The following is a 17,165-nucleotide window of genomic DNA, read 5'->3' as shown; positions in this document are numbered from 1 at the left end:
ACCCCCAGGAGAAAACCATGGCCATCCAACGCAGACAACTGATCCAGGCGGCCGCCGCCGCCTCCATCGCCTCGGCGGCGCTTCCGGTGTTCGCGCAGCAGCGCACCAAGGTGAAGGTGGGCTACCTGCACACGCCCGCCGTGGACGGCCACATCTGGATCGGCCAGCAGAACGGGGCTTTCGCCAAGCAGGGGCTGGACCTGGAATTGATCCAGTTCACCACGGGCCTGGAGCTCTTCCAGGCCATGATCGGCGGCAGCCTGGACATGCTGGCGACCGGCGCCGTGCTGTCGAACTTCCCCGCGCGCGGCCAAGGCAAGGCCTTCCTGATGAACAACATCGAGTACGCCACCGCGCAGCTTTGGGTGCGCGACGACATCAAGTCGGTCGCGGACCTGAAAGGCAAGCAGATCTCCACGACCACCGGCACCACGGCCCACGTGTTCCTGGACCGCGCGCTGCGCGCAGGCAACCTGGACCCGGCCAAGGACGTGCAGCTGGTCAACCAGCGCATGACGGAAGCCGTCACGTCGTTCATCTCCGGCGCGGTCCCCGCCGTCGCGCTGTGGGTTCCCTTCGACACCACCGTCAAGCAGAAGATGCCCAATGCGCGCAAGCTGGTGGACGCGTCCGCGTTCTTCCCGCAGGCCGCGATCATGGGCGGCTGGGCCGCGCGCAACGACTGGTACGACAAGAACCATCCGGTGATCAACAAGGTGATCGCGGCCTGGGCCGAAGTCAACGCGATGATCACGTCGCAGCCCGACGCCGCCGCCGAGATGCTGCAGAAGACGCAGTACAAGGAAATCGCGCTGCCGGACTTCAAGGAGCAATTCAAGGCGTCCAAGTACTTCACCAATGCCGAGTGGCGCACGCGCTACCAGGACGGCACGGTCACCAAGTGGCTGCAGCAGGTGACGGACTTCTTCGTCGCCAACGCGAACATCCAGGGCGCGCTCAAGGCCGACCAGTATTTCGACGCGAAGCCCTTCCTCGACACCGTGAAGGCATGACGGGCGGCGCGCGGCAGCAGGCCGGGGGCTACGACTACATCGTCGTGGGCGCCGGCTCCGCCGGCTGCGTGCTGGCCAACCGCCTGACAGCCGACCCGGCGTGCCGGGTGCTGCTGCTCGAAGCGGGTGGGGAGGGCGGCAACTTCTGGCTGCGCCTGCCCATCGGCTATTTCCGCACCATCTACGACCCGCGCTTTTCCTGGCAGTTTCCGCTGGAGCCGCAGGAGGCCACCGGCATGCGCGCCATTTCGTGGCCGCGCGGCAAGGTGCTCGGCGGCTCCAGCGCGATCAACGGGCTGCTCTACATCCGCGGGCAGCAGGCGGACTTCGACGACTGGGCGCGCCTGGGCGCCACGGGCTGGAGCTATCGCGACGTCCTGCCGTACTTCAAGCGGTCGGAACGCTATGAAGGCGGCGAGAGCGAATTCCATGGCGCCTCGGGCGAGTTGTGCGTCTCCGACCTGCGCAACGATCACCCGTATTGCCAGGCCTGGATCGATGCGGGCGTGGAGGCGGGCTTCGGGCTCAACCCGGACTTCAACGGGCCGCGCACGGAGGGGCTCGGCGCCTACCAGCTCACGCTGAAGGGCCATTGGCGCTGCGATGCCGCAACGGCATTTCTCGCGCCGGTGCGCGCGAGGCCCAACCTCACGGTGATGACGGGCGTGCATGTCACGCGCGTGTTGATCGAGTCGGGACGCGCCGTGGGCGTGGAGTGGCTGCAGGACGGGGCGCGGCAGGAGGCACGCGCCGACGCCGAGGTGCTGCTGGCGGCGGGTGCGCTGCAATCGCCCCAACTGCTGCAGCTGTCCGGTGTCGGCCCCGCCGGGCTCCTGCGCGAACACGGCATCGACGTGAAGGCCGATTCACCCGACGTGGGCGCGAACCTGCAGGACCACTACCAGGCGCGCGTCATCGTCAAGCTGCGCGACCGCATGTCGCTCAACGACCAGGTGCGCAACCCGCTCTCCCTGGCGGGCATGGGACTGCAGTGGCTGCTCAAGCAGCGCGGACCGCTGACGGTGGGGGCGGGGCAGGTGGGCGGCATGGTCTGCAGCGAATACGCGCAGGACGGCCGGCCCGACGTGCTGTTCAACGTGATGCCGCTGTCCGTGGACAAGCCCGGCGATCCGCTGCACGGCTTCTCCGGCTTTTCCGCGTCGGCGACGCAATGCCGGCCGCTCTCGCGCGGCACGGTGACGCTGCGTTCGGCCGACCCGCTGCAGCCGCCGCGCATCGTGTCCAACTACCTCACCGATCCGCACGATGCCCGGGTGCTCGTGGCGGGCCTGAAGATGCTGCGCAGGATCTACCGGCAACCGTCCTTTCGCGATCTCGTGTCCGAGGAGTACATGCCCGGCGGGCAGGCCGCCGGGGACGCGTCGCTGGAGGCCTTCGCGCGCAACAAGGGCGGCACGGTGTTCCATCCCGCCGGCACCTGTCGCATGGGCGGGGACGACCGCGCGGTGCTCGACGCGCAGTTGCGCGTGCGCGGCGTGGACCGGCTGCGCGTGATCGATGCGTCGGCCATGCCGACGATGGTGTCCACCAACACCAACGCGGCCGCGATCATGATCGGCGAGAAGGGCGCGGCGCTCGTGCGGCAGGCTCAACCGTAACAAGCCATTGCCCCGGGAGCGCGGGTTAACCGCGCTTCACAATTGATGCGGCTTTGCCGCTGCGCCAGCCGCTACGCTGGCAGCCATGAGATACGGCATTTCCCCCTTCGCGGTCGGCTTCGGCGTCTTGCTGTGGGCCGGCGCCATCGCGGGCACGGCCGAAGCGCCTTCGGGGCTGATCGGCCAGTGGCGCTCTCCGGCCAAGCGTGTGTGCGTTTCCGATGCGCGCACCGGGCGGCCCGCCTGTTCGCGCATCAGCGACGCCGTGTCGATCGAGCGCACGAGCTTCGGCGGCGCGCGCGACGTGAAGGTGCAGGGCGAATTCACGCTGCCCAATGCGCAGCTGTGCCAGTTCGAAGGCCTCGGGTACTGGGACGCCCGCTCGCGGCGGCTCGAAGCGCTCGATCGCAACACAGGCTGCGAAATCGCGCTGGCGCCCGTGGGGCGGGAATTGCGCGGCACGGTGTCCAACCCCCACCAGTGCCGCTCGCCTTGCGCGGGCACCAGCTGGCTGGAGGGTGTGGCGTTGCGCAGGCGCTGATCAGACTTCCGCGATCAGCTCGATTTCGACGCACGCGCCGGTGGGAATCTGCGCCACGCCGAAGGCGCTGCGCGCGTGCGCGCCCTTGTCGCCGAACACCTGCCCGAACAATTCGCTGGCGCCGTTGGTGACCAGGTGCTGCTCGGTGAAGTCGCCCGTCGAGTTGACGAGGCTCATCACCTTCACGATGCGCTTGACCTGGTTCAGGTCGCCCACGGCGGCGTGCAAGGTGCCCATCAGGTCGACTGCGATGGCGCGGGCCGCGGCCTTGCCTTCCTCGGTCGTCATGTTCTTGCCGAGCTGGCCGACCCAGGACTTGCCGTCCTTCTTGGCGATGTGCCCGGAGAGGAACACCAGGTTGCCGGTGCGCACGAAGGGCACGTACGCCGCGGCCGGGGTGGCGACGGGGGGAAGGGTGATGCCGAGTTCTTTCAGCTTGTCGTAGACGCTCATGATGGGCTGCCTGTTGCGGGAATGGGGCTCGAATTGTAGGTCTTGGCACCGCGCGTGCGGGTTGTGGGAACATGGGGCCCTTCGCGCAAGGAGACTTCGATGGCACGACGATTCCTCTTCCTCGCGGCGCTGCTCGCCGCTTCGTGGTCCGCCCAGGCCCAACCCAACGACTCGCCCAACATGGTCCCGGGCAACGAGGCCTACTACATCGAGCATCCGTGGGAGCGCTATGGCGGGCCCTATGACAACCGCTGGTACCAGCAGCGGGAGCAGGATTACCGCAACGGGATCCGCGGCGCCGGGCCGGGGCGTGACTTGCGCATCGGCCAGCGCTATCCGCGCGAGCTGATCAATCGCCAGTACTCGGTCGACAACCTCCGCGCGCACAACCTGTTCGTACCGCCGCAGGGATACCGGTGGTATCAGGTGGGGGCGGACTATGTGCTGGTGGAGATGGCGACCGGGAGGATCGCGCAGACGCGGTACGGGCGCTGAACCCGCGTGTTGTGTCGTCGCTCGCGGGTCGCGGCAGGCGGTGCCCGGTGGAGGCTCATACTGCGGCGGTTTTGCTTCGCAAAACTTCCCTGGGATTTGCGGTTCGGGACCGGTGCCGCAACCCTCACTGCGCTGGCGCTCCGTTCAAACACTTGCGGCAAGTCAGAGACGAAGCGCGCAAGCGCGCCCGGTCCCGAACCGCAAATCCCAGGCGCCGCAGAAATCGCCCCCACCGGGCACCGCCTGCCGCGACCCGGAGAGTGGCACTCGGGGTTTCAAAGCAGCAGGCACGCCGCTTCCCGGGTCGTGGCAGGCGGTAGGCGGTAGGGGCGATTTCTGTGGCGAGCTGTTTTCGCTGGTGCGGCGACGGGCGCGCTTGCGCGCTTCGTGAACTGACTCACCGCAAGTGTTTGAGCGGAGCGTCAGCGCAGCGAGGGTTTCGGTGCCGTCGTCGCACCGGCGAAAACAGCGGTGTTTTTGCGAAGCAAAAACCGCCACAGCATGAGCCCCTGCCGCCTACCGCCTGGCGCGACCCGCGCGCTTCAGCAACGCAGGCTAGTCCGCAGAAGTAGCCCGAACCGCCACCGGCGCCACCGTCACGGCGACGCGCAGCTTGTGGTTCGCGCCGCCATGCAGCACGCCGCGCACCGGCGCCACGTCGGAATAGTCGCGGCCCGTCGCCACGGTGACGTAGTCTTCGCCCGGCGCACGATTGTTCGTCGGATCCAGGTCCGCCCATTCGCCCTTGCCGCTTTCCGAGGGCAGGTACACCGACACCCACGCATGCGACGCGTCGCTGCCCACCAGCCGCGGCCGGCCGGGCGGCGGCTCCGTCAACAGGTAGCCGCTCACGTAGCGGCCCGGCAGCCCCAGGCTGCGCAGGCAGCCCAGCATGATGTGCGCGAAATCCTGGCAGACGCCCTGGCGCATCTCCAGCGCCCTCAGCGCGGGCGTGCTGACGTCCGTCGCGTCCGTCTCGTAGGTGAAGTCTTCATAAATGCGCTCCATCAGGTCGCGCGCGGCGGCGATGTAGGAGCGGCCCTCGATGAAGCTCGGACGCGCGTACTCGATGAAGTTCTCGTGGCGCGGCACATAGGAGGACGGGAACACGAACTCCGACGCGGGGTCGTAGGCCGCGCCGCGGTGGTAGCGCAGCCGCTCGCGCACTTCCTCCCATGCCATCTCCTCGCGGGGCAGGGGCGGGGCCGAGGTCTGTACGGTGCTTTCGGCGACGACCTCCAGCTGCGCATGCGCCGACTGCAGGCTGAAGAACGCGCGCGTGTTGCCGTAGACGTCGATCGCCTCGGTCTGCCGCGCGGGCGCGGGATGCACCGCGAGCTCGTGGCTGAGCAACTGCTGCTGCGCGTTGTGCACGGGCTTGAGGTGCGCCATGTGCTGTGCGGTGCGCACGGGCGGCGAGTAGTCGTAGTGCGTTTCGTGGACGACGTGGAGCAACATGTTCAGTCGGCGCCGGGCCGCCCCAAGCCGACGACGGCCCCCTCGGGGGGCAGCGCCGTACACGAAGTGACAAGCGTGGGGGTCATCCTAGGCCCCTACGCTGCGGCGCGAATCGCCGGAGTGGGTGAAGTAGCGCGCGCCCAGGTCGTCCGACAGCTTGTATGCGGCGTCCGTGCACTGCTGCAGCAGATCGAGCAGGGCGGTGTACCTGCCGTTCTCGTCGCGCTCGCACATCGCCTGCAGGGACCAGCGCTGCGGGTCGGGCACGACCAGCGCGATCTCGGGCAATTCGCCGGGCGCGCTGCCCGCGAGCTTGGCGAGGCGTCCGCGCAAGGTCTGCGCGACCCAGCCGAGCGAGCGCGGGTTGTCGCGGTCGAGCACGAGCAGGTCCAGCAGCGCCGGGATGTCGTGCCGCTGCTGGTATTGCGCGTGGAAGGTGATGGTGCTGTCGAAGAGGGCGACGACGGCTTCGAAGCCGCCTTCGTCGGACAACGCATCGGTTTCGATGGCCCAGCCCAGCGCGGACGACAGGAAGGCGAGACGCTCCAGGTGCCGCCCGCTCGACAGCAGGCGCCAGCCGTCGTCGCGGGTCATGCGGTCGGTCTGCGCGCCCGTCATGGCGGCGGTGTGGCCGGAGAGGGTTTCCAGCACACGCAAGGCCTCGACGGAGGAGTAATCGCTGTCCACCTCGCTCATGGCGCAGCCTTCGATGAATTCGCGCTCCGCCCGCACGATCACGTTCCACTGCTCCTGCGACAGGCGTTCGCGTACGGCGGACGCGGCCAGGCGCAGCGACGCGAGGTTGTAGCCCACGCTCGCGGAATCGTCCGATTCGGCGAGGGACGCGATGAGCGAGCGCTCGAACACGCGGCGGCCCTGCGTGGGCGGCGGCACGGCCGGCAGCACGAGCGCATTGGCCACGGCCATCTCGCCGAGCCAGGCGAGCAAGGGCTGCGAGGTCTGGTCTTCGCCGTTGAGGGATTCGAGTGCGAGGCGGGCGAGGCGCGTGGTGTTCTCGGTGCGCTCCGTGTAGCGCCCCAGCCAGAAGAGGTTCTCGCCTGCGCGGCTCGTCACGCTGCGGCTGCGGTGCGCGATGTCGACGGCGGGCTGGTCGTGGTGCAGCAGGCTGGTCGGGTCGACTTCGCCGTCGGTCAGGACCCAGGTGTCCGCGCTGCTGCCGCCGCGTTGCATGGAGGTGATCTCCAGCTCGGTGCTCGCGATGCGGCACAGCCCGCCGGGCAGCACACGCCAGGATTGCGGGCCGTCCGACACCGCGAACACGCGCAGCATCAGCGACCGCGGCACGATGTGGTCGCCCTGCGGGGATTGCTTCCAGGTCGGCATCTGCGACAGCGGCAGGTAGGCCTGGATGGTGTGCTCCTCCGCCTCGCGGACGATGCGGCCGGCCCATTCGTCGAGCTCGCGCCGCGAGAGGGACCGGCCGAGCGTCGCGCCGGCGCCGGGGCCGGCGTAGGTGGGCTTGATCACGCTCGTGGCGAGCTGCGGCAGCACGGCCTGCATCGCGGCGCGCTCGCCGCACCACCAGGTGGCCAGCGACGGCAGCTTCAACTCCTCGCCGAGCAGGTGACGCGACAGCGCGGGCAGGAAGCCGAGCATCGCGGTCGATTCGAGGAAGGCCGAGCCGGGCGCGTTCGCCACGAGCACGTTGCCCGCGCGGATCGCCTGCAGCAGGCCGGGCACGCCCAGGCGCGAGTCGGAACGCAATTCGAGCGGGTCGAGGAATTCATCGTCCAGGCGCTTGAGCAGGCCGTGCACCGGCTCCAGCCCTTGCAGCGTCTTGAGGTAGAGCCGCTCGTCGCGCACCGTGAGGTCGCTGCCTTCGACCAGGGTCAGGCCCAGGTAGCGGGCGAGGTAGGCGTGCTCGAAGTAAGTCTCGTTGTACGGGCCCGGCGTGAGCAGCACGATGCGCGGGTCGGACTGCGCCGGGCACATCGCGCGCATGCCGTCGACCAGCGCGCGGTAGGTGGCCGCGAGACGCTGCACCTTCAGGTCGCGGAAGGCTTCCGGGAAGGAGCGCGAGATGATGAGGCGGTTCTCCAGCAGGTAGCCGAGGCCAGAGGGCGCCTGCGTCCGCTGCGAGACCACCCACCAGTCGCCCGCCGGGTCGCGCGCCATGTCGAACGCCGCGATGTGCAGGTGCATGCCCGAGGCGGGCTTCACGCCATGCATCGGCCGCAGGTAGCCCGGATGGCCCTGGACCAGCGCGGGCGGCAGCAGGTTCCCCGCGAGGAGCTGCTGCGGGCCGTAGACGTCGGCCATCACGCGATCGAGCAGCTTCACGCGCTGGAGCACGCCGGCTTCGAGCTTCGCCCAGCTTTGCGGCGAGATGATCAGCGGGAAGAGGTCCAGCGACCAGGGGCGTTGCGGGCCGTCGGCGTCGGCATAGACGTTGTAGGTGATGCCGTTGTCGCGAACCTGCCGCTCGAGGTTGGTGGTGCGTCGGTTCAGGTCCGCGAAGCCGTCGCGGCCCAGCGTCTCGAAGAAATGCGACCACTCGGGGGCGGGGGCGCCGCCGGGGACGCCGCCGCGCAGTTCGTCGTAATGCCCGGCGGCCGCGGGCGGCGCCAATGCGGCGGCGAGTGCCGTCGGGGATTCCTGGGCATCGGCCCCGAAGAGCGAAGGTGACGGATCGGTGTGTTTGTCCACGTACACGTATTGTCCCATTGCCGTGCTGTGCAGCTCACATTGCGTGGCAATGCAGCGCGAATTGTTGCAGCACGGCGACGCCGCCGCCATGGGCCTTAAGGACGCCCTAAGGCCGCCCGCCACATAATCCGCACCATGCGAGTTCTGCTGGTCGAGGACGACGCGATGATCGGCGAGGCCGTGCTGGATGCCCTGCGCGCGGACCGTTATGCCGTCGACTGGGTGCGCGACGGCGTCATGGCGGACACGGCGCTGCGCACCGAAACCTATGACCTGGTGCTGCTGGACCTCGGCCTGCCCAAGCGCGACGGCCTGCAGGTGCTGCGCGACCTGCGGGGCCGGCACGTCACTGTCCCCGTGCTGATCGCCACCGCGCGCGACGCCGTGGGGGATCGCATCGCCGGGCTGGACGCCGGCGCCGACGATTACGTCGTGAAGCCCTTCGACACCGACGAACTGCTCGCGCGCATCCGCGCGCTCATCCGCCGCAGCGCGGGGCGGGGCGAGCCCGTCTTCAGCCACAAGGGCGTGACGCTCAACCCCGCGACGCGCGAGGCCTCCGTGCACGGGGAGCCCGTGTCGCTCTCCGCGCGCGAGTGGGCGGTGCTCGAGCCGATGCTCGCGCGTCCCGGCGTCGTCTTCTCGCGCAGCCAGCTCGAAGAAAAACTCTATGGCTGGAAGGACGACATCAGCAGCAACGCCATCGAGGTCTACGTGCACGGCCTGCGCAAGAAGCTGGGCAGCGACATGATCCAGACCGTGCGCGGCCTGGGCTATCTCGTTCCGCGCTTATGAGCGAGGTGCCCGCGCCCACGCCCCATTCGCTCCGGCGGCGGCTGCTCTGGCTGGTGCTGGCCGCCATCGCGCTCGTGTCGACGCTGCAGGCCAGCACGGCGTATCGCACGGCGCTCCAGCAGGCCGACACGATGTTCGACTACCACCTGCAGGAGCTCGCGCGCTCCGTGCATGGCGGTGTGCCGTTCACGCGCGGCGATGGTTCCGACGACCACGATTTCCAGGTGCAGATCTGGGGCCCGGACGGTGCGCAGATCTTCCGCTCCGCGGGCACGGCGCTGCCGTCGCAGGCCGTGCTGGGCTTCTCCGACGTGTCGGTGCAGGGCGTGCGGTTTCGCGTCTATTCGCTTCAGACGCCGGAGCACACGATCCAGATCGCGCAGGACCTCGATGCGCGGCAGGCGCGCGCGCGGGCCCTGGCGGCGCGCGCCGTCCTGCCGATCGCGCTGCTCGCGCCGCTGCTGATGATGGCGGTGTGGTGGCTCATCAGCCGCTCGCTCGCGCCTGTCGAGCGCATGCGCCGGCAGGTCGCCGGCCGCGCGGCCGATGATCTCGCCCCGCTGCCCGACGCCGGGTTGCCGCAGGAAGTGCTGCCGCTCGTGCAGGAGATCAACCTGCTGTTCGCGCGGGTGCGCGGCGCGTTCGAGGCGCAGCAGCACTTCGTGGCCGATGCGGCGCACGAACTGCGCTCGCCGCTCACCGCGCTCAAGCTGCAGGCGCAGGCGCTGCGCCGCGCGCAGGACGAGCCGGCGCGAGAAGCAGCCGTCGCGCGGCTCAACGAGGGCATCGACCGCGCGATCCAGCTGGTGAGCCAGCTCCTGGTGCTGGCGCGCGAAGAGGGCGAAGACGCCGGCAGCGAGCCGCAGCGCATCGGCCTGCAGGACCTCGTGCGGCAGGTGGTCGCGGACGTGCTGCCGCAGGCGCAGGCGAGGCGCGTGGACATCGGGATGACCACGCATGAAGAGGCCATCGTGCGCGGCCAGCGCGAGCCGCTGCACATCCTCCTGCGCAACCTGCTCGACAACGCGGTCAAGTACGCGCCGGAAGGCGGGCAGGTCGACATCGCGCTGTCCAACGACGACGCCGGTGCGCTCCTGGTGGTCGAAGACAACGGGCCCGGCATCCCGCCGGACGAGCGCGAACGCGTGTTCGACCGCTTCTATCGGACGCAGGATGCGCAGGCGACGGGCAGCGGCCTGGGGCTCGCCATCGTGCGCACCATTGCCGCGCGGCACGGCGCGTCGGTGTCGCTGCTGAGTTCGCCGCGCCTGGGCGGCCTGCGCGTGGAAGTGCGATTTCCGCCTGCTTAAGGCTGTCCTAAGCGCGCGTCCCCACAGTTGGAAGCAGTCCAACTTCTCCATCGCAAGGATTTCCCATGGCACAAGCTCAAATCAAGGCGGCCCCGCTGGTCCTGGCATTGCTCGGCGCAGGCCTCGTCGGCGGCGCGGGCGTCGAAGCCCTGCACCGCAGCAACGTCAACGCGCAACCGGCGCCCGTGGTCGCGGCCGCCACGCCGGCGGTGGTGAATGCGCCCGCGCCCGTCGCGCCCGCGCTCGCCGCCTCCACGCTTCCCGACTTCCCCCGCATCACCGAGCGCTACGGCCCGGCGGTGGTGAACATCAGCGTGACCGGCACCCGCAAGACCGCGGCTTCCGCGGACGGCGAAGACATGAGCGATCCGTTCGAGTTCTTCCGCCGCTTCCAGCAGGGCCCGCGGGGGCGCCAGCCGCAGCGCGACGTGCCGATGCACGGCCTGGGCTCGGGCTTCATCGTGAGCGCCGACGGCATCATCCTCACCAACGCGCACGTCGTGAAGGACGCGAGCGAAGTGACGGTGAAGCTCACCGACCGCCGCGAATACCGCGCGAAGGTGCTCGGCAGCGACCCGAAGACCGACGTCGCCGTACTGAAGATCGAGGCGAAGAACCTGCCCGTCGTCACGCTCGGCAACACCAAGGACCTGCGCGTGGGGGAATGGGTGCTGGCCATCGGCTCGCCCTTCGGCTTCGAGAACACCGTGACGGCCGGCGTCGTGAGCGCCAAGGGCCGTTCGCTACCCGACGACAGCTCCGTGCCCTTCATCCAGACCGACGTCGCGGTGAACCCCGGCAACTCGGGCGGCCCGCTCTTCAACGGCCGCGGTGAAGTCGTGGGCATCAACTCGCAGATCTACAGCCAGTCGGGCGGCTACCAGGGGGTGTCCTTCGCGATCCCGATCGACGTCGCCTCGCGCATCCGCGACCAGATCGTCGCCACAGGCAAGGTGGAACATGCGCGGCTGGGCGTCACGGTGCAGGAAGTGAACCAGACGCTGGCCGATTCGTTCAAGCTCGACCGCCCCGAAGGCGCGCTGGTGTCGAGCATCGAGAAGGGCGGCCCCGCGGAGCGCGCGGGCCTGCAGCCCGGCGACGTGATCCGCAACGTGAACGGCCAGGCCATCATCGCGTCCGGCGACCTGCCCGCGATCCTCGGCCTGAAGTCGCCCGGCGACCGCGTGCAGATGGAAGTCTGGCGCCAGGGCCGCAAGGTGGACGTGACCGCGCAACTCGCGGGCGCGGGCGAGAAGGTCGCGAAGGCGGAGAACAAGCCCGATGCGGCGACGGGCGGCAAGCTCGGCCTCGCGCTGCGGCCGCTGCAGGAAGCCGAGAAGCGTCAGTCGGGCATCGCCGAGGGTCTCCTGGTGGAAGACGTCGGCGGCGCGGCAGCGCGTGCGGGCGTCGAAGCCGGCGACGTGATCCTCGCGGTGAACGGCACGCCCGCGAAGAGCGTCGAGCAGGTGCGCTCGGTGGTCGCGAAATCCGACAAGTCGGTGGCGCTCCTGATCCAGCGCGGCGACGACAAGATCTTCGTGCCGGTGCGGATCGGCTAAAAGAAAAGGCTTGACATTCGCGGATGCGGGATCGATCACCGTACCGCGGATGTCATGCCCGTTTCGCGGGCATCCTTGTGACGCCCGCATGAATACAGCGCCTTTCGCGCGTCCCCGGGACTAACCAACAGGGTTATCCACAGCGGCGGTGGATATCACTGCGGCGGCTGGCGAAGATCCAGTGTGAAGGGAAACTCTTTACTCCCCGCCACATTGATGGTAGCGGGCGGCACCTGCATCGCACCGGGCGTGTGGCCCATCCGGAAGAAGCGCGCGAGCCGGCGGCTCTCGGCTTCGTAGCTGTTCACCGGGAACGTGTCGTAGTTGCGGCCGCCCGGGTGCGCGACGTGGTATTGGCAACCGCCGAGCGAGCGCTTCATCCACGTGTCCACGATGTCGAACACCAGCGGCACATGCACGCCGATCGTCGGGTGCAAAGCCGAGGGCGGCGCCCACGCCTTGTAGCGCACGCCCGAGACGTATTCACCGGCGATGCCTGTCGGCTGCAGCGGCAGCGCCTTGCCGTTCACGGTGACCGTGTAGCGGCTCTGGTTGAGGCCCGTCACGCGCACCTCGATGCGTTCGAGCGACGAGTCGACATAGCGCACCGTGCCGCCGGGCGAGCCTTCCTCGCCCATCACATGCCAAGGCTCCAGCGCATTGCGCAGCGTGAGCTCCATGCCCGTCGAGCGCACCTCGCCCACCAGGGGGAAGCGGAACTCGAAGTGCGGCGCGAACCAGTCCGCTTCGAACGCATAGCCGGCCTGCTTCATCTCGGCGATGACGTCGTCGAGGTCCAACTTCACGAAGGTCGGCAGCAGGAAGCGGTCGTGCAGCTCGGTGCCCCAGCGGGTGGCAGGCGCGCGGTACGGCTCCTTCCAGAAACGCGCGACCAGCGCGCGGATCAGGAGCTGCTGCACGATGCTCATGCGCGCATGCGGCGGCATCTCGAACGCCCGCAGCTCCAGCAGGCCGAGGCGGCCCGTCGCCGAATCGGGCGAATAGAGCTTGTCGATACAGAACTCGCTGCGGTGCGTGTTGCCGGTGACGTCCACCAGGATGTTGCGCAGCGTGCGGTCCACGAGCCACGGCGGCATGTCCTGCCCGTGGATCTTGCGGTTGCGCTCGATCTGGCGCAGGGCGATTTCCAGCTCGTAGAGCTGGTCGTTGCGCGCTTCATCCACGCGCGGCGCCTGGCTCGTCGGCCCGATGAACATGCCGGAGAACAGGTACGACAGGGAGGGATGGTTGTGCCAGTAGAGCAGCAGGCTCGCGAGCACCTCCGGCTTGCGCAGGAAGGGCGAGTCCGCGGGCGTGGCGCCGCCCATCACGAAGTGGTTGCCGCCGCCGGTGCCGGTGTGGCGGCCGTCGGTCATGAATTTCTCGGCCGACAGGCGCGTCTCGAAAGCAGCCTGGTAGAGGAACTCCGTGTGGGCCACGAGTTCCTTCCAGTTGCTGGCCGGATGGATGTTCACTTCGATCACGCCCGGGTCCGGAGTGACCTGCAGGAGCTTCAGGCGCGCATCGCGCGGCGGCGGATAGCCCTCGATCACGATCTTCACGCCGAGGGACGTGGCGGTCGCCTCGACGGCGGCGAGCAGGTCGAGGTAGTCCTCCAGGCGCGCGAGCGGCGGCATGAAGACATAGATCACGCCGCTCTTCGTCCCTACGCCTTCGGCCTTCGGTCCGTTCGCGCGACGCGGGTCGCGCACTTCGACGCACAGCGCGGTGCGCATCAGGCCCGCGGCGGATTTAAACCGGGCGGGCGCCGCGCTGAAACCCTCGGGCTCGGGCTGCCCCGGTGTCGTCGCGGCGCGGCCGATCGCGGCACCGCCCGCGGCGCCGGCGGCCTGCGTGCGATGCGGCGCTTCGCCTGCCGGCCCGCGGCCCGACAGGTAAGGCACGGCACTTCGCTGCGCATCGCCATCGGCGATCTCGTATCGACGGCGTACCTGGTCCGCATTCGGCAGCGTGCCGGTGAAGTCCGTCGGGTCCTGCTCGACGAGGTAGGGATAGTCGCCCTTGCTCACCCACGGCAGGCTGTCCAGCGGCAGGCGATAGCCCATCGGCGAATCACCGGGAATGAGGTACATGCGGTCGTCGCGCAGATACCAGGGGCCCGTCGTCCAGCGCGTGCCGGCCAGGCGCGGCGCGTTCTCGTCGGGCGCAAGGGGGATCACGTAGCCGATGACCGCGTCGAGCTTCTGCTCGAACACGCGGCGCAGGCGTGTGCGCTCCATCTCGTCGTCCAGTCGCGAGTCGAAGGGATCGACGTTGACCGGCAAGCGACGCTCGCGCCAGAGGTAGTAGTAGACGTCCTCATAGCCCGGCAGCACGAACTGGTTCGTGACGGCGAGGCGGCCGGCGAGTGCGTCGATGAAGCGCTTGCCGTCGGCGGCGGTGTAGCTGGACGGCTGGCGTTCGTCGGCGAAGAGATCGGGGTTCTTCCACGCGGCCTGGCCGTCGGCCCGCCAGTAGATCGAGAGCGCCCAGCGCGGCAGCTGCTCGCCCGGGTACCACTTCCCCTGGCCGAAATGCAGGAAGCCTCCGCGGCCGTACTCGTCGCGCAGCTTCTGCACGAGTTCGGTCGCGAAGCCGCGTTTCGTCGGGCCGAGCGCGTCGGTGTTCCATTCGGGCGCATCGCGATCGCTCACCGCGACGAAGGTCGGCTCTCCGCCCATGGTGAGGCGCACGTCGCCAGCCTGCAACTGCCGGTCGACCGATTCGCCGAGCGCGAGCACGCGGCTCCACTGGTCTTCGGTATAGGGCTTGGTCACGCGCGGCGATTCGTGGATGCGCGTGACCTGCATGTGGTGGCTGAACTCGACTTCGGCGTCGTCCACGAGGCCTTCGATCGGCGCCGCGCCCGAGGGCTGCGGCGTGCAGGCGAGCGGGATGTGGCCTTCGCCTGCAAGCAGGCCCGAGGTCGGGTCCAGCCCGATCCAGCCCGCGCCGGGCAGGTAGACCTCGCACCAGGCATGCAGGTCGGTGAAGTCGACCGTGGTGCCGCTCGGGCCGTCCAGTGCCTTCACGTCCGGCGTGAGCTGGATGAGGTAGCCGGAGACGAAGCGCGCGGCGAGCCCGCAGCGCCGCAGCAGTTGCACCAGCAGCCAGCCGGTGTCGCGGCAGGAGCCGCTCGCATTGGCAAGCGTCTCTTCCGGCGTTTGCACGCCGGGCTCCATGCGGATGAGGTAGCGGATGTCGTGCTGCAGCTGCTGGTTGATGCCCACGAGGAAGTCGATGGTGCGCTGCTTCTTGCGGTTCACCTTCTCCAGGTACGCGGCCACGAGCGGGGTGAGGGGCTCGGGTTCGAGGTAGGGCGCGAGTTCCTGCGCGACCTCCGGCTCGTACTTGAACGGGAACTCCTCGGCGCCGGGCTCGAGGAAGAAGTCGAAAGGGTTGTACACCGCCATCTCGACCACGATGTCCACGGTGACCTTGAACTCGGTCGTCTTCTCGGGGAACACCAGGCGCGCCTGGTAGTTGGCGAAGGGGTCCTGCTGCCAGTTGATGAAGTGCTTGGGCTCGACCTTGAGCGAGTAGGAAACGATGTTGCTGCGGGAGTGGGGAGCAGGGCGCAGGCGCACCACCTGGGGGCCGAGTTGAACCGGGCGGTCGTATTTGTAGTGGGTGACGTGGTTCAGGGCTGCATGGATCGACATGCGGGCAATACTAGCAAGTCCGGGGCCGGGAGTTGGTGGGCCGCTGCAGGACTTGGCACCCACGGTCAGCGCAGCGATCACGCACCCTCACGCGATGCCGCAAATGCAAAGCGTCTACCGAGCGCACGTATACCGCAACATGTCAGAGTTCGGCGCCGAGCTATCATTGTGAATATTTCCCATTAAATTTCACCTAATGCAAGACTTATGAACTATATTCACCGGCCAATGAACAGTTTGCGACAGTCGCTATCGGAGGAGGTTCTGATGACGATTGGCCTGACGAATCGTGTCACTCCGGGGTTTGATTATCTATGTGCGTTCTGTTTTTCGGCTTTCTTCTTCTTATCGCGGCTTTGTTCCCTGTCGGCGAATTCATTTGGCCCTGGGTTCGTGCTCTGATATTCGAGCCACGCGCAAAGGGCGCGTCCCCGATGCTTATCCATGGCGCATTCTTGTTGTCCACCTACCTTCCGGCGGCCCTGGTCGCTTGGTGGTTCTTGTCGGTATCGCGCCTCAAGAGCCGTTTGCCCATTCCGTACCCGGGCGGCCGCCTGATTCTCGCAGGCGTGGCTCTCACTTTCGTTCATTTAGGTGCCAGAGTTTTGGCGTCGACGGTGGAGGGAGGTGGCGCAAGCTATGTTGTCGCGGTTATCTCGCCATTCGTCATTTTTCCGGCGAGAGTTATTTTGGTGACAGGCATCGTGAATCTCATGCTCGCAGCCGTGCCCAAGAACATGTCGAACGATGCTGACACCCGACCGCAGGCTATAGAACTCACGAAGCATGGCTGACCTACATAAGGAATTGCGCGATACCGGCCCGCGCTTTGCTACGCAGCGTTTAGTTGGATTTAATCTGAATCATAAGGGCAGTCCTTTCGACCGGGTTCAGTGGAAATACATGAGCAGCCCCTTGTGGATATGAAGAGAGTTAGTGATGGGACTTTATCTACTTTTATTGAGCGCCATTTGGCTAGTTGCGGCGTTCTTCGTAAGTCTGCTCGTCACAAAGCCGCTCGCCGGTACGCCTTGGCGTATGTCAGTCGCCATCATTCTTTACCCGGCACTCTTGTTATTGCCCCTAATTGACGAGTTCATCGGGGGTTGGCAGTTCGAGCAGCTTTGCAAGAAAAACACGGCCGTCAGCGTTGATCGGACGAAGGCTGCGGGGCGGACAGTCTATTTGGCAGAGGCAGCTGAGACCGAGATTCATGGACCTTGGGTCCGTGTCGTACGCAAACCTTGGGTATTCGCCGATGTGAAAAACGCTGAACCGCTTGTGAGTTATGTAACGCTGGTTGCAGATGGTGGCCGTCTTTCGCGTTTGGTTTCAGAGGGGGGTACTCCGTTAACTTTCAAAGGCTCATGCGAGCCGGGCGGAAGGGTCGATCCTGTCGCCCTGCTAAGCCAACTCCAACTTACTCAAGTGCAAAGATCAGCATTGAATCTCGGCGATAAGAAATGACAACAGTCAAAGAAACCTTCATCAACGCTATTTTGGCGGACTCGTCTTATGTCAACGAACTTACGCCAAATCTGTCAGGTGACAACTTAGCTCAGAGATTGACGGGGCGTATGACGCCAGCTCTGG

Annotated in this window: 13 protein-coding genes; 9 read left to right on the top strand and 4 right to left on the bottom strand. The window is 67.6% G+C overall.

Going from position 1 to position 17,165, the window contains the following annotated elements; all coding sequences use genetic code 11:
- The first annotated feature begins 17 nt into the window (after positions 1 to 17).
- The 3 genes from I5803_RS05965 (at position 18) to I5803_RS05955 (ending at position 3,173) form a co-directional block, all read left to right on the top strand.
- Positions 18 to 1,013 (top strand): ABC transporter substrate-binding protein, encoded by a 996-nt coding sequence (locus tag I5803_RS05965; RefSeq protein WP_196985471.1) that lies wholly within the window; start codon positions 18 to 20, stop codon positions 1,011 to 1,013.
- The gene (locus tag I5803_RS05960) at positions 1,010 to 2,632 is read left to right on the top strand and encodes a GMC family oxidoreductase (RefSeq protein ID WP_196985470.1); all 1,623 of its coding nucleotides are present in this window, start codon (positions 1,010 to 1,012) and stop codon (positions 2,630 to 2,632) included. The genes I5803_RS05965 and I5803_RS05960 overlap by 4 nt, the downstream gene beginning before the upstream one ends.
- 85 nt (positions 2,633 to 2,717) lie before the next feature.
- Positions 2,718 to 3,173 carry a hypothetical protein gene (locus I5803_RS05955; protein ID WP_196985469.1) on the top strand — a complete coding sequence of 152 codons (456 nt, stop codon included), beginning with the start codon at positions 2,718 to 2,720 and terminating at the stop codon, positions 3,171 to 3,173.
- On the opposite strand, the gene I5803_RS05950 is transcribed toward I5803_RS05955, so the two are convergent.
- Positions 3,174 to 3,626 carry a RidA family protein gene (locus tag I5803_RS05950; protein WP_196985468.1) on the bottom strand — a complete coding sequence of 151 codons (453 nt, stop codon included), beginning with the start codon at positions 3,624 to 3,626 and terminating at the stop codon, positions 3,174 to 3,176.
- A gap of 99 nt (positions 3,627 to 3,725) precedes the next feature.
- On the opposite strand from I5803_RS05950, the gene I5803_RS05945 reads away from it, so the two are divergent.
- Positions 3,726 to 4,121 carry an RcnB family protein gene (locus I5803_RS05945; RefSeq protein ID WP_196985467.1) on the top strand — a complete coding sequence of 132 codons (396 nt, stop codon included), beginning with the start codon at positions 3,726 to 3,728 and terminating at the stop codon, positions 4,119 to 4,121.
- A 555-nt stretch (positions 4,122 to 4,676) separates the two neighbouring features.
- Here the strand turns inward: I5803_RS05945 and I5803_RS05940 are convergent.
- Both I5803_RS05940 and I5803_RS05935 read right to left on the bottom strand, forming a co-directional pair.
- The gene (locus I5803_RS05940; protein WP_196985466.1) at positions 4,677 to 5,579 is read right to left on the bottom strand and encodes a transglutaminase family protein; all 903 of its coding nucleotides are present in this window, start codon (positions 5,577 to 5,579) and stop codon (positions 4,677 to 4,679) included.
- An 87-nt stretch (positions 5,580 to 5,666) separates the two neighbouring features.
- The gene (locus I5803_RS05935; RefSeq protein ID WP_435520843.1) at positions 5,667 to 8,246 is read right to left on the bottom strand and encodes a circularly permuted type 2 ATP-grasp protein; all 2,580 of its coding nucleotides are present in this window, start codon (positions 8,244 to 8,246) and stop codon (positions 5,667 to 5,669) included.
- Positions 8,247 to 8,381: 135 nt separating this feature from the next.
- Between I5803_RS05935 and I5803_RS05930 the strand changes: the two genes are divergently transcribed.
- The 3 genes from I5803_RS05930 to I5803_RS05920 all read left to right on the top strand — a co-directional run bounded on the left by I5803_RS05930 (position 8,382) and on the right by I5803_RS05920 (position 11,910).
- Entirely contained in the window at positions 8,382 to 9,041 is a 660-nt protein-coding gene (locus tag I5803_RS05930) for a response regulator (protein ID WP_196985464.1), read from the top strand.
- Entirely contained in the window at positions 9,038 to 10,351 is a 1,314-nt protein-coding gene (locus I5803_RS05925) for an ATP-binding protein (protein ID WP_196985463.1), read from the top strand. The genes I5803_RS05930 and I5803_RS05925 overlap by 4 nt, the downstream gene beginning before the upstream one ends.
- 65 nt (positions 10,352 to 10,416) lie before the next feature.
- Positions 10,417 to 11,910: a DegQ family serine endoprotease gene (locus I5803_RS05920; protein WP_196985462.1), complete on the top strand. Its 1,494-nt coding sequence runs from the start codon at positions 10,417 to 10,419 to the stop codon at positions 11,908 to 11,910.
- A gap of 155 nt (positions 11,911 to 12,065) precedes the next feature.
- On the opposite strand, the gene I5803_RS05915 is transcribed toward I5803_RS05920, so the two are convergent.
- Entirely contained in the window at positions 12,066 to 15,572 is a 3,507-nt protein-coding gene (locus I5803_RS05915) for a transglutaminase family protein (protein WP_196985461.1), read from the bottom strand.
- 458 nt (positions 15,573 to 16,030) lie between these two features.
- Here I5803_RS05915 and I5803_RS05910 point away from each other — a divergent pair, with 458 nt between their 5' ends.
- A complete protein-coding gene (locus tag I5803_RS05910) occupies positions 16,031 to 16,366 on the top strand; it encodes a hypothetical protein (RefSeq protein WP_196985460.1) in 336 nt (111 codons plus the stop codon).
- Between the two features lie 145 nt (positions 16,367 to 16,511).
- Positions 16,512 to 17,039, top strand: a complete 528-nt coding sequence (locus tag I5803_RS05905; RefSeq protein WP_196985459.1) for a hypothetical protein — start codon at positions 16,512 to 16,514, stop codon at positions 17,037 to 17,039.
- The last annotated feature ends 126 nt before the right edge of the window (positions 17,040 to 17,165 follow it).

The sequence above is a fragment of the Caenimonas aquaedulcis genome, from assembly GCF_015831345.1.
In the GTDB taxonomy this organism is placed as follows: Bacteria; Pseudomonadota; Gammaproteobacteria; order Burkholderiales; family Burkholderiaceae_C; genus Ramlibacter; species Ramlibacter aquaedulcis.
The sequence above is the reverse complement of the archived record's forward strand: the minus strand, read 5'-3'. Positions and strand labels throughout refer to the sequence as shown.

Coding starts and splice junctions, on each gene's coding strand:
- I5803_RS05965 (WP_196985471.1), top strand. CDS start 18: ATGGCCATCCAACGCAGACAACTGATCCAGGCGGCCGCCGCCGCCTCC.
- I5803_RS05960 (WP_196985470.1), top strand. CDS start 1,010: ATGACGGGCGGCGCGCGGCAGCAGGCCGGGGGCTACGACTACATCGTC.
- I5803_RS05955 (WP_196985469.1), top strand. CDS start 2,718: ATGAGATACGGCATTTCCCCCTTCGCGGTCGGCTTCGGCGTCTTGCTG.
- I5803_RS05950 (WP_196985468.1), bottom strand. CDS start 3,626: ATGAGCGTCTACGACAAGCTGAAAGAACTCGGCATCACCCTTCCCCCC.
- I5803_RS05945 (WP_196985467.1), top strand. CDS start 3,726: ATGGCACGACGATTCCTCTTCCTCGCGGCGCTGCTCGCCGCTTCGTGG.
- I5803_RS05940 (WP_196985466.1), bottom strand. CDS start 5,579: ATGTTGCTCCACGTCGTCCACGAAACGCACTACGACTACTCGCCGCCC.
- I5803_RS05930 (WP_196985464.1), top strand. CDS start 8,382: ATGCGAGTTCTGCTGGTCGAGGACGACGCGATGATCGGCGAGGCCGTG.
- I5803_RS05925 (WP_196985463.1), top strand. CDS start 9,038: ATGAGCGAGGTGCCCGCGCCCACGCCCCATTCGCTCCGGCGGCGGCTG.
- I5803_RS05920 (WP_196985462.1), top strand. CDS start 10,417: ATGGCACAAGCTCAAATCAAGGCGGCCCCGCTGGTCCTGGCATTGCTC.
- I5803_RS05915 (WP_196985461.1), bottom strand. CDS start 15,572: ATGTCGATCCATGCAGCCCTGAACCACGTCACCCACTACAAATACGAC.
- I5803_RS05905 (WP_196985459.1), top strand. CDS start 16,512: ATGGGACTTTATCTACTTTTATTGAGCGCCATTTGGCTAGTTGCGGCG.